Below are 12,267 nucleotides of genomic sequence, written 5' to 3'. Positions count from 1 at the left end.
ACAAAAATGTTTAAAGTAAATCGCATTCATCATATTGCTATTATCTGTAGCAATTACAAAGCTTCTAAACAGTTTTATGTTAATTTATTAGGCTTTACACCATTAAAAGAAGTATATCGAGCAGAAAGAGAATCATATAAGCTTGATCTTTTAGTAAATGATACGTATCAAATTGAACTTTTTTCCTTTCAAAATCCAAAGAAAAGACCGAGTTATCCGGAGGCAGCTGGTTTACGTCATATTGCATTTGAAGTGAATAACATAGAAGAAACTGTACAGTATTTACAATCAAAAAATATTACAGTTGAAGAAATTCGGATCGATCCAATTACGTCCAAAAGGTTTACTTTTTTTGCTGATCCTGATGGGTTACCAATTGAACTATATGAGGCTTAATTTGAATGAGCTTTCCCCTTATATTGAGAAAGGGTACAAACAGTTTGTAAAATAAATTGCTTATCCTGAGCACTTAGTAATCTCCAGCTTCCAGCTTTTATTTTCATATCTATCATCCTTTCTACTATTTTTTCTTGTAGTATATATATACCGCGTTTATTTTCATTGAAAACACCAAATTTATCAACAAAAGCTGACAAGTATTTCCCGAGAAATGTCGGGAGATAAAAAAGAAGCCCTCTTAACGAATGCTAAGGGGGCTTCTACTTTAAGTTAACTCATTAAAATTATTGATGATAAGCTGATCAACCACACGTTCCGTGGCTTTTCCATCTAAATCATCAAAGAAATATTTAACGAACGGCTCAATTTTTTCCATTTTAAAATCTTCTTTTTGAATAATATCAATCATTCTTTCTGTAGTTTTTGCAAGTGGACCAGGAATAAAGGAATGATAGTCATAATAAAAGTCACGCGTACGGACATACTCTTCTACATCGTATGCAAAGAAGATCATTGGTTTATTTAACAAAGCATATTCAAAACACACAGATGAATAATCAGTAATCAAGATATCTGTAATGAATAATAAATCATTGATTTCCCGGTAAGAAGAAAAATCGTAAAAGAAATCACTAAATTGATAAGGAATACTAAATTCATTTTTTACAAATGGATGAATTTTAAATAGGAATACATACTCGTCCTTCAATTCATTATAGAGCTTTTCTAAATTTAATACTTCCATTGGGTAGTGGGCAGACATTTGTCCATTTCCACGGAAAGTAGGTGCAAACGTAATTACTTTTTTTCCTCTTAAAAATGGAAATTCTTCGTATAGGTTGTTTCTTACTTCTTCTTGATAGGCTTTATCGAAAAAGACATCTGTTCTTGGAATTCCTGTTGGTATTACATTTTCTAGATCAATTCCGAATCCTTCTGCATAATGCTTGGCAACATTATGGGAGCTAACAATTGCCTTTGTATAATTTCGATGGTTTTTTGATTTAGGCGATGGGCCACCAGGGCGTCCTAAGCGGCTAAAGCCAAACGTTTTGAATGCACCAACAGCATGCCATAATTGAATTAATTCAGCATTTTTTCTAATGGTTAGCGGATAAATCATTGGATAGAAATCGTCCAAAATAATAAATTTTGCTGTTGCCAAATGATAGGCTAAGCTGAATATTTCTCGATAATTCTTTTTTTCATCCACTCCTTTTTTTAGTAGGAGATGGTAGTCATAATTTAAATTTCTTCTTAGTAATTCATCATACACGAACTGAAAGTTTCCGCTCATTTCACTTCGGCTATCGGATGCAAAAATAATCTTTCTTGTTTGTAAAGGTAATAACTTACATAATTTGTATGTTAAAGAGAAACACCATTTATAAACAACACGATAAACAATGCCACGTTGCTTTAATTCTGCATCTAATCCCATTACAGAAGGATCTAAATCCTTTAGTTTAGATGATGTAATTTTTAATGTTTTTAATGGTAAATCATATGTAGCTAAAAGATTATACTTCATTTCCTTTTTGGCAGTAAAATACTCCATTTTTGCAGAATGGAAGCCATTATCTAGAAAATGTTCAATATTTCCTAAAGGGAAGGACTTTTTATATACTTTATCACCGAGTACATGTACGTCTAATTCTAAAAATAGACGATAGTCTTCTTCAGGAAGTGGTCTATTATGAGATGTAATGGTTGCAAAGTTAACTTTGGAGCGAAAGCCTGCCCAACTATATTTATTATCAATAGAATCTTTTGTTTTAATGTCATTAACAAGAACATCCTGTAAAGGGATGGAAACCTTTAAACCACTAGAGCTTAATAGTACCAAACGTTTTTTTACTAGATCTTCATTCGTCATCGGAACATTCTCTAAGTAAAAATAGCCTTCGATTTCCATGATTGGCCCATTCCAATTTAATTGCGTTATTTTACGATGTGGAATATGTTCTTCTATTTTTCCAGCGATTTCATTAAGTACTGGAAGAGATTCACTTATTTTTTCTTTTTGAATGATAATGCGATCTTCTGTTATTTGGACAGGTTTATCAATACTAAATTCTAACTCATCACGGACGATTGGTCCTGACGAGTTAGAAGAACCTTTTCTTCTTCTTAACTTTCGAACAATCTTTCTTAACATACTTATATCTCCTTAACTTTCATAAAATGAAGCCTTGTCAGTTAAATAAACTAAGCTGACAAGGCAATAAATAGATTTTCTCCACTCTATAATTCTATAGTTGGGAATTATCCGCTTTGTTTAAAGGTGAGAGTAGATGAGAGACTATTCTTTTAGAAGCCTGCCCATCGGAATAATCAAAAAATCTATTTTTAAACGCAGTCATTTTTTTATCATCAAAGGTTCCAACATTTAGCCAATTAACAAGGCTTTCGGTAGTTTGGAAAATAGGTCCTGGTACGAGTGAATCATAGTCATAATAAAAATCCCTTTCTAGCATATACTCCTCTAAATCATGGGCAAAGAATGCTGCGGGTTTGTTTAATAAACTATAGTCAAAAATAATAGAAGAATAATCAGTAATAAGAACATTCGTGATCAAAAGTAATTCTTCGATTGTGAAGCCATCTGCAATATGAACGACAAAATCATGTAAATCTTCATCCACTTGAAAGCTAGAAGACATATATGGATGTAAATGCACTAACACTACTGAATCTTTCTCTAGCTGATTTTTAAGTAATCTAAAGTTAATTGGACTAACAAATTGTCCTTGTTGATAGCTCTTACCTCGAAAGGTTGGGGCGTATAAAATCAATTGTTTATTTGCAATTGGTCCAAATTTGCTTATAAATTTATTTAGTACTTCTTCTTTTCTATTTTTTTCAAAAAAATAATCAGTTCTTGGAACACCAAGTGGGAAAACTCTTGTTTCACTCATATTAAAGGCTTCTGAATAGTAAGGAATAACTTCAGAAGAACTAACATACACTCTCGAATAGTTAGAGTGTATTTTAATTGTTTTAATATAGTCCTTACTTGGACCATATCGTTTTCCAACTAGACTCATTCCAAATTTTTTAAATGCCCCGCAAGCGTGCCAAAGTTGAATGATTTCTGTATTTTTACGAGGTTTTATAAGATAAACCAAGTAATGATAATCATCAATAATAAAGTATTTGGAGGTTGCTAAGTGATAACATTCCCTTATTATATGGAAAAAATAACGCAGCTTTCCTAGGAGTGAATTATTAATTTTAAAAAAGGATTTAACTAATTTATAATCAGTATTCCTATTTTCAATTTCCTGGTAAATATATTTTAGATTACCATTTATTTCATTTGATCGTGTCGAAGCAAACGTTATTTTTTTCGAATTCACTTTAAATATGATAGAAAAAAAGAAATAGGCAATTTTGATCATTACTTTGGTTAATACAGTAGGTAGCAATTTTATTTTTCTCAAATCAATCTACCTTTCTAATCTATTTAAAATAAATTCATTTACTTTATATTTTCCACTCCATAATTGTCTTGCCCCAAGAAGAAGTTAAGTCTTTTTCAAAAGCTTCAATAATGGATTGAATAGATGTGACGGTTTGAACTTCTCCAATAAGTGTGGAAAAGTAATCTACTATGTCTGGGAATTCTTTGTATAAATTAACAGTGTTTTGGAAATCTGTGCGTCCGCTTCTACTGCTGCCAATCATCGTGATCCCTTTTTCTAACACCATTCTTGTGTTAATTTCTACTGGATATTCAGATACACCAAGAATGGAAATAGATCCCTCTGGCACGATTAAGTCAATGCTCTGATTAATAGCATATTGGCTACCTAATCCACCTACACATTCGAAGGCATGATCTATTTTTAATGACTCTGGAATATCATCAATTAAATACGTTTCATCTACAAAAGAGAAGCGATCTAATTTATACTGTGTTTTACCAAATGAAATGACTTTGCTCTCAGGATATTTTTTCTTTAGGATTAAGGACATGATAAAACCTAAATTTCCATCGCCCCAAACACCAAAGGTATTACGACGTTTATGTGATCTTGATTCAAACCTCGTGATAGAGTGCATAGCAATCGTGATCAGCTCCGTAAAAGCTGCTACAAATGGATTCATGTCTTCTGGAATTTCGACTAAACGATCCCTATTTAAAAAGACATAGTCTTGCATAAATCCATCGTAGCCACTAGAGCGAAATCGACTGGAACGTAAGTAGTTCTCTGCAATAAACGGATCTTCTTCTGTAGGATCGTTAGGAACCATTACCACTTTCGTTCCATTAGCGAATTCGCCTTTAGGATCATAGACAACCATACCGATACCTTCATGAATCAAGGCCATTGGCAGTTTTTTTGCCATCGCCTCTTTGCCGCGAGATCCTGTATAATAGCGTTGATCTGCGTTACAAATAGAGAGATGGGTTGGTCGAACGACAATCATATCGGATTTTAATGAAAAATCCTGATAGGTTACTTCAAATTGTCTTGGAGAAACAAGACGATATACTTGATTAATCATGGTTTATACTCTCCTGAATAATAGCATTTGCTACTTTTAAATCGTATGGTGTAGTAATCTTAATGTTAAAAACTTCGCCAGTCACGAGTTTGACTTTTTCTCCTTTCAAGACACAAATTTTACATGCATCAGAAAGAATCGCCTTTTGCTCGGACGAAAGGGAATAGTAGTGATCTTTCAGCATTTTCATATTAAATGTTTGTGGTGTTTGTCCTTGGTACATAAAATCGCGAACAGGGATATTAGAAATGGACTCTCCATCCTCTGATTCAACAATTGTATCAATAGCAGAAATAACGGTATCAACAGCACCAAATTCAAGACCAAATTGAATATTTTCTTCAATAATACGATGCGTAATAAAAGGTCGAACAGAATCATGGGTTACGATAATATCATCATGGAATAATCCAAATGTATCTTCTACATATTTAATCCCATTCATAATAGTTCCATTTCTATCTTCTCCACCTTCTATTACTACTAAACGGTCGCGCTTATCGATAAATTTATTAATGATATCATTCGTGTAATTAATCCATTCCTTTGGGGAGGCAATGATAATTTTTTCGAATTGATCATTTAATAAAAATTTTTCGATTGTATGAATAATGATAGGTTTATCATTTAATGGAAGGAATTGTTTTGGCATACTTACATTTCCCATTCTTGTTCCTTTTCCACCAGCAAGAATTTCAGCATATATCATAATTTAATACTCCTTTTACGTACTTAATAAATCCAAAATATTTATACGTTTTTTGTAATCAATAATTTACATAAATCAAACTTAATATACACTTCTTTTCGAGTCATTTCAACAAATAGCCTAGGATTTAAAACAAACGTAATACTTAGGTTATTGAAAGCAGAATAATTGAAATCTAAGCACCTTAAAAGAAAAAATATTTAGGTGATTTGAACTAGTGCATTTCGAGAAAATAGAATAAAGATTTTGGATATATCTACTATAAATAGATAAAAAATAGAGGTGAAGGGCAAATATGCCCAACACCTTTTATAAATCTAAATGGTCTTTAAGTTTCTTTTGAATCTCTGCCTTCTCTGCATCGCTTACTACTAAATACCAAACTTTATTAATCGTTTGTCCTGTACCTTCAATACTAAACTGTTCAATATTGCCTGCAGCATTCTTATAATTCTTTTGGATATCAACCATTTCATCAAAGGTAATATTCGTTTTTACATTTTTACCAAGAGCATCAAATATATCACCAAAATTAGTTAAAGAATTCAGGCTTGCCCCTTCTTTAATGACAGCTTGAATAATTAATCGTTGGCGAAGCTGTCTGCCAAAGTCCCCGCGAGGATCTTCTTTTCTCATTCGAGAAAATTTAAGTGCATCTTCTCCATCTAATGTAATTTGACCTTCTGGAAAATGTACTCCACTATAAGTGAAATCTAAATCATTATTGACTGTTACCCCACCAACTGCATCAACAATATCTTTAAAGCCTTCCATATTAATTTGCATATAATAATCAATCGGTATATCTAAAAAGTTCTCAACCGTATCCATAGACATTGCAACCCCGCCAAATGCATATGCATGGTTGATTTTATCTGTTGTGCCATGACCAACAATTTCCGTACGTGTATCACGAGGAATGCTAAGCATTTTTACAGATTTTTTTTCTGGATTAACAGTCAGTACAATCATTGTATCGGAGCGACCTTTGTCTCCTTCTCGCTCATCCACTCCTAGCATTAGAACAGAAAATGGTTCTTTCTTATTTAAATCTAAGAGATCCGTTCTCTTCTCCGTTACTCGATCTACTGGCACATGCATCGTATCAACAGCATTTGTTAAGGATTTATAGACAGTAAGTACATACGCTAGAATAGCAATAATTAAAATTAATAAAACAAGACCAGTAATACGTAACCATTTTTTCTTTTTATGTTTTGGTTTATCAGATCTCATACTAAATTAAAACCTCCATATCTTGACAAAAATTGATAAAGCTAAGTAAAGAATAGCAGAAAAAGGGGGAATTTAATATCATTATTTTGTGAAATAGGAACTAATTTGGATTACTTTGGGGTAATTATTAATTAGTTTTCTAAAAAAAATAAATAATATTCTTCTAAGATGAAATTCGAAAATTACATGCAATTAAATGTTTAGGTAGAAGGTACTAAATATATAGACGAATATTCTTTTAAAAAGTTGCAGAATTTTTTTCTATTAAAATTAATAGAGATAAAACGAATAAGTGTCGAAACTTGAAAATAATTGTATAATATGATCTGTCCACAAAGGTTATAATAAATTTAGATACTTTAGGTTGGATATGAGTATTAAGTACTACATGAAGAATTTATAATAAGAAAGGGATGCAAAAGAAATTAGTACCCATAAATTAAAAGCTACAATAACAATTGAAAATGTTCATTTTGATGTCAAGAGAAAAGTACTTTCTTTTACTGTTCCAAAGGGACAGTTCGAAAATAAAAGTAATATCGTCTTTGTTGAAAGAAGAAATCATCTTGAATGGTATGCAAATGAGTATGTTAACAATAATTTAGGTGTTATATCAATTGATCTAAAGGAATTTATCCATACATATTATAATCAAATCTCTAGATGGGATTTATATTTTGAGGTAACAGAAACTAATCAGAGTAAGAAAAGATATCGTATTCGCTCTTTAGAGCAATTTGCTGAAAAAGCTAAAAATTACTTCCAGTCTGCTAATTCAGCAGATGTAAATGTTATAACACCTTATTTTACTATTAATAAGGGGCTATCCATCGTCATTACCCAACCTGATTATTTAGCAACGGAAAAATCTGATTTGAATTTTCGAATCGTTTCTTTTGTAATGAACAATAATAGAATCCAATTTAAAATAAAAGTAAAATGGCCAAATACGAAAGAAAAGATTCAATTTCATTCCCTTATTCTTAAATATAGAAGTAAAGTGGATAATATTGAATATCGTTTTCCAATTAAAAATAGAATGCTAAAAGGCGATGTAATGCTGCTAGAGGTGGAAATAGATATCGCGAATCTACATTTAGAAAAGTATTATTGGGATTTCTTATTAGAAGTTGAAAATAGAGAAGAAACATTTTTAGCAAGAATAAAGAATCCATCCGGAAAGATAAAAAAAAGGCTAAGGAAAATTAAAGCTCGCCAATCCTATGAATATGATAATGGAAATTGGGTTTATCCGTATTTAACAGCAGCTAATACCGTTGCCCTGATATATAAAGAGAGGGAATTTCATGACACGTCTATAAATCAACGGAAAGAAAAAATGGCTTGGATTGTTTCTTTCATTTTTGGTTGGTATTTTAGACAAAAAAATATTTGGCTAGTTTTCGAAAAGTTTTCTGATAGTGCCCAGGATAATGGATACTATTTCTTCAAGTACTGCTATGAGAACAATAAGAAAAAAAATCTTTATTATATCATTAAGGAGGATTCTCCAGACTATAGCAATATAGAGGCGATGAAAGATAAAGTAATCCATTATATGAGCTTTAAATATATGGTCTACTTATTTTCCTCCCAGTTATTAATTTCCTCGGAAGCAAAGGGACATGTTTATGATATAAGAGCGTTAAGAGGGAGATTAAAGGACACGCTTGAGCGAAAAAGATATGTGTTCCTTCAACATGGGGTAATAGCGCTGAAAAGAGTAGACTCTATCTATAAAAAAAATAGTAGAAATGCTGCAGATTTGTTTGTTGTATCATCCGAGCAAGAAAAGAAAGTAATTGTAAATAATTTTGGATACAAGAAGAATGAAGTTATCGTTACGGGCTTAAGCAGATGGGATGTCTTGAAAGATAAAACGGAAGAAAACAAGGTGACAAATATCATGCTAATGCCAACATGGCGATCATGGATGGACGATATTCCAGAAGAAAAATTTATTGAAACGGATTATTATAAAAATTATCTTTCCTTATTGCATTCTGCCTCACTGTCTAAAATATTGGAAGAAAATAATTTATATCTCCAATTCTATATCCATCCTAAATTTAAGCTGTATATTGATCAATTTACTAGTTCTAATCATCGAGTGAAAATCATTCCATATGGTGAAATCAAGGTGAATGAGCTATTGATGAATGCAAAATTACTTATTACCGATTATTCTAGTGTTGCATGGGATATGTATTATCAAAAAAAACCGATTGTATTTTATCAATTTGATTTAGAGGACTATTTGAAATATCAGGGAAGTTATTTGGATATGGATGATGAATTATTTGGAGATCGAGCATTAACCCAATCTGATCTAGAAAAACTCATTCAAAAGTATATTTTGAATAATTTCCAAGAAGATAAAAAATACGCGGAAATGAGAAGAAATCTATTAAAGTATACAGATACAAATAATTCAAAACGAATATTTGAGGAGATTCTTTCAAATAAAAAAGTATTGACCAAAAAGAAGAAAAAAACGAATCATTTTAGAGACTCAGACTTATTAAGAGCATGCTGGTCTATGGCAAAAAAGAATGCATTTACCTATCGAATGGCAGTTAACATAAAAAGATTTCTACTAGGAAACTAAGCTTTGGACATGGTTATAGAAAAACAGAAAGAGCACAAGCTATCTTGTGCTCTTTCTGCTTTTCTTATTTTCATTTATCCATTCTTCAATGAGCAAAACTAAATTAGAACTAGAATGCCCTACGGAAAATTCGTTCCAGGTCTGATGAAAAGAAGTAATGCGATTAAGATCGAACGAATTACTGCATATCGCATCTACTATAGCTTCTGTTGAGTAAACAACTGGTCCTGGTACCATGCTCTCATATGATTCCCATATACCACGTGTGGCAATATAGTCCTCCAAATCATAAGGGAAAAATATCATGGGCTTATGTAAAAAGGAAAATTCAAAAGGAATGGAAGAATAATCCGTTATCAAATAATCTGTAATAAATAGAAGATCGTTTATCCTTGGATAATTGGACAAGTTTAATGCGAAATTATGATACTTTTCGATATCGATGCTGTTTTTTATAGCTGGATGTAATTTTAAAATCAAAATATAGCTATCACCTAGTCTTTTTTGGAGAGAAGATAGATCAATAGGCAGTCGATAATTATTAAGTTCCCCATCTCTAAATGTAGGGGCATACAAGATGATTTTTTTATCCTTTATTAAGGGATACGTCGATTGCAGATTCTGGACTATTTTCCTTTTTGTGATTTCATCAAAAAAAATATCGGTTCTTGGAATACCTGTATAAATAAATTGGGAAGATTTTACCCCAAAAGCTTCAATAAAAATATGCTCCATTTTTTTAGAACCTACTATAATATGGTCAAATTGGTTATAAACTAATTTGAATCGTTCATTTGCTCTCTTGCTTCGGTTCTGAATAGATGGATCCTTTAATCCAAATTGTTTAATTGCTCCAGCCGCATGCCATATTTGTACTTTTTTTACTTCTTTTTTAAACTGAATTGCGGAAAGAAAGCCAAAGTAATTATCAAGTATAATAACTTTGGCCGTAGCAAGATGATAAATGGATAAAAGAAAAGAATATATTTTTTTTGGCTTTAATAACAGGACAGTATCATTGTCATTTTTCTGACTAAAATAGGAAAAACATGCATTGTTTTCATTAATCAATACAATGCGTGTATTGACATTCCGTTTCTTTAGTTCCTCATAAATAAACGCAGTATTTTCTACAAAAGAGATGCAAAAAACAATTTTACTTTTTACTGGGAAAAGTTTAAATAGGTTAAAGAAAAAGGAGAAAATGGCTAAGTAAATAGTGATAGCAAATTCTCTAACCATTATTTACTCTGTATAAATCTTTCTTTATTTTTGTAGTTGATATTCCAACTGTCCTAGGAAGATATATCACTTGACAATATTCCTTTAAAAAGTCAAATTGACCTTTCCAATCATCTCCCATTACAAAGATATCAATATCATTGTCAATTACATCCTGTATCTTTTGCTCCCAATTATTTTCAGGAATCACTTTATCTACATAGCGAATAGACTCTAAAATGGCCTTTCTATTTTCAAAACTGTGATACGCTTCTTTATGTTTTTGTTTATTAAATTCATCTGTCGAAATAGCTACAGTCAAATGATCTCCTAATTCTTTAGCACGTTTTAATAAGTTTACGTGGCCCCAATGAAGTAAATCAAAGGTACCATACGTGATTACTTTCTTCATTTTTTTCCTCCTAAAAGGATTTCATGGAATATATATTATTAAATATAAGGTTAACAGTTACTATATTTACTTTTATTGTCCGAAAAAAACTAAAATGTCATACGTGGAAACAAAATGGAAACAACATTCATTAGGTACAATACTGTTATTTTAAGGCTTTTATATCTAAATAACAAGTTGATATTAATTGTTAGGGGTATAATAGTAAAAATAAGTAAAGTAAGAATTTGGGTGTTAAGATTAATATTTGGGGATAAAATAGAAGGATAAATGGGAAATTTTCGTGGGAGGAATAGTTATGTCGAAAGTTAAAAAGGCAATTATACCAGCTGCTGGACTTGGAACTAGGTTTCTTCCAGCTACGAAAGCAATGCCAAAGGAAATGCTTCCAATTGTAGATAAACCAACCATTCAATATATAGTAGAAGAAGCTATTGATTCAGGTATTGAAGATATTATTATTGTCACAGGAAAAGGAAAGCGAGCGATTGAAGATCATTTTGATAATGCATTAGAATTAGAAGAAAACTTAATTTCGAAAGAAAAATTTGAATTATTAGAGAAAGTGAAGGAATCTTCTAATGTAGAAATTCATTACATAAGACAAAAGGAGCCAAAGGGATTAGGACATGCTGTCTGGTGTGCAAGGAATTTTATCGGAAATGAGCCATTTGCTGTTTTGCTAGGTGATGACATTGTAGATAGTGAAGTACCTTGTCTTGCTCAATTAATAAATCAATATAGTGATACTCTATCATCGATTATAGGAGTACAAGTTGTACCAGATTCTGAAACACATCGATATGGAATCGTCGATCCGATTGAAGGACAAGGAAGAAGACATCAAGTAAAGAAGTTTGTTGGAAAGCCGAAACAAGGAACAGCCCCGTCTAATTTAGCGATTATTGGTCGGTATATTTTCACTCCAGAAATTTTTCGATTTCTTGAAGAACAGCAGATTGGCGCTGGTGGAGAAATTCAGCTAACAGATGCAATAGAGAAGCTAAATCAAATTCAAAGAGTTTTTGCTTATCAGTTTGAAGGCAATCGCTATGATGTAGGGGAGCAATTTGGATTTATACAGACAACGATTGAATTTGCTCTAAAAAGACAGGATATTAAAGAAGAGTTAAAAGGATATATAAAAGAATTAGCTGAGAGGCTCTAGAG

The 12,267-nt window shown here is 31.7% G+C and carries 11 protein-coding genes; 3 read left to right on the top strand and 8 right to left on the bottom strand.

The window, feature by feature from the left end:
• Window positions 1–6 precede the first annotated feature (6 nt).
• Entirely contained in the window at window positions 7–396 is a 390-nt protein-coding gene (gene gloA2, locus RTL21_RS16585; RefSeq protein WP_312097385.1) for an SMU1112c/YaeR family gloxylase I-like metalloprotein, read from the top strand.
• Here the strand turns inward: gloA2 and RTL21_RS16580 are convergent.
• From RTL21_RS16580 to tagU, 6 genes are all read right to left on the bottom strand, one after another.
• Window positions 393–596 (bottom strand): hypothetical protein, encoded by a 204-nt coding sequence (locus RTL21_RS16580; RefSeq protein WP_312097383.1) that lies wholly within the window; start codon window positions 594–596, stop codon window positions 393–395. The genes gloA2 and RTL21_RS16580 overlap by 4 nt on opposite strands.
• 68 nt (window positions 597–664) lie before the next feature.
• Window positions 665–2,557 (bottom strand): CDP-glycerol glycerophosphotransferase family protein, encoded by a 1,893-nt coding sequence (locus RTL21_RS16575; protein WP_312097382.1) that lies wholly within the window; start codon window positions 2,555–2,557, stop codon window positions 665–667.
• A gap of 94 nt (window positions 2,558–2,651) precedes the next feature.
• Window positions 2,652–3,842 carry a CDP-glycerol glycerophosphotransferase family protein gene (locus tag RTL21_RS16570; protein WP_312097381.1) on the bottom strand — a complete coding sequence of 397 codons (1,191 nt, stop codon included), beginning with the start codon at window positions 3,840–3,842 and terminating at the stop codon, window positions 2,652–2,654.
• A gap of 43 nt (window positions 3,843–3,885) precedes the next feature.
• Entirely contained in the window at window positions 3,886–4,911 is a 1,026-nt protein-coding gene (locus RTL21_RS16565; protein ID WP_312097379.1) for a ribitol-5-phosphate dehydrogenase, read from the bottom strand.
• Window positions 4,904–5,620, bottom strand: coding sequence for an IspD/TarI family cytidylyltransferase (locus RTL21_RS16560; protein ID WP_312097378.1), 717 nt, complete (start codon window positions 5,618–5,620; stop codon window positions 4,904–4,906). The genes RTL21_RS16565 and RTL21_RS16560 overlap by 8 nt, the downstream gene beginning before the upstream one ends.
• Window positions 5,621–5,929: 309 nt before the next feature.
• A complete protein-coding gene (tagU, locus tag RTL21_RS16555; protein WP_312097377.1) occupies window positions 5,930–6,856 on the bottom strand; it encodes a polyisoprenyl-teichoic acid--peptidoglycan teichoic acid transferase TagU in 927 nt (308 codons plus the stop codon).
• A 901-nt stretch (window positions 6,857–7,757) separates the two neighbouring features.
• Here tagU and RTL21_RS16550 point away from each other — a divergent pair.
• Entirely contained in the window at window positions 7,758–9,464 is a 1,707-nt protein-coding gene (locus tag RTL21_RS16550) for a CDP-glycerol glycerophosphotransferase family protein (protein ID WP_312097376.1), read from the top strand.
• 39 nt (window positions 9,465–9,503) lie between these two features.
• Here RTL21_RS16550 and RTL21_RS16545 read toward each other — a convergent pair whose 3' ends face one another.
• Window positions 9,504–10,706, bottom strand: coding sequence for a CDP-glycerol glycerophosphotransferase family protein (locus tag RTL21_RS16545; RefSeq protein WP_312097374.1), 1,203 nt, complete (start codon window positions 10,704–10,706; stop codon window positions 9,504–9,506).
• A complete protein-coding gene (gene tagD / locus RTL21_RS16540) occupies window positions 10,699–11,097 on the bottom strand; it encodes a glycerol-3-phosphate cytidylyltransferase (RefSeq protein ID WP_312097372.1) in 399 nt (132 codons plus the stop codon). Before tagD ends, RTL21_RS16545 begins: the two co-directional genes overlap by 8 nt.
• A 298-nt stretch (window positions 11,098–11,395) precedes the next feature.
• Here tagD and galU point away from each other — a divergent pair, with 298 nt between their 5' ends.
• Window positions 11,396–12,265, top strand: coding sequence for a UTP--glucose-1-phosphate uridylyltransferase GalU (galU, locus tag RTL21_RS16535; protein ID WP_312097371.1), 870 nt, complete (start codon window positions 11,396–11,398; stop codon window positions 12,263–12,265).
• Window positions 12,266–12,267: the final 2 nt, after the last annotated feature.

It is taken from the genome of Niallia sp., assembly GCF_031978665.1.
GTDB lineage: Bacteria > Bacillota > Bacilli > Bacillales > Cytobacillaceae > Niallia.
This window is presented reverse-complemented; position numbering and strand designations above follow the sequence as displayed.

Coding starts and splice junctions, on each gene's coding strand:
- gloA2 (WP_312097385.1), top strand. CDS start 7: ATGTTTAAAGTAAATCGCATTCATCATATTGCTATTATCTGTAGCAAT.
- RTL21_RS16565 (WP_312097379.1), bottom strand. CDS start 4,911: ATGATTAATCAAGTATATCGTCTTGTTTCTCCAAGACAATTTGAAGTA.
- RTL21_RS16550 (WP_312097376.1), top strand. CDS start 7,758: ATGAACAATAATAGAATCCAATTTAAAATAAAAGTAAAATGGCCAAAT.
- tagU (WP_312097377.1), bottom strand. CDS start 6,856: ATGAGATCTGATAAACCAAAACATAAAAAGAAAAAATGGTTACGTATT.
- RTL21_RS16545 (WP_312097374.1), bottom strand. CDS start 10,706: ATGGTTAGAGAATTTGCTATCACTATTTACTTAGCCATTTTCTCCTTT.
- galU (WP_312097371.1), top strand. CDS start 11,396: ATGTCGAAAGTTAAAAAGGCAATTATACCAGCTGCTGGACTTGGAACT.
- RTL21_RS16560 (WP_312097378.1), bottom strand. CDS start 5,620: ATGATATATGCTGAAATTCTTGCTGGTGGAAAAGGAACAAGAATGGGA.
- tagD (WP_312097372.1), bottom strand. CDS start 11,097: ATGAAGAAAGTAATCACGTATGGTACCTTTGATTTACTTCATTGGGGC.
- RTL21_RS16575 (WP_312097382.1), bottom strand. CDS start 2,557: ATGTTAAGAAAGATTGTTCGAAAGTTAAGAAGAAGAAAAGGTTCTTCT.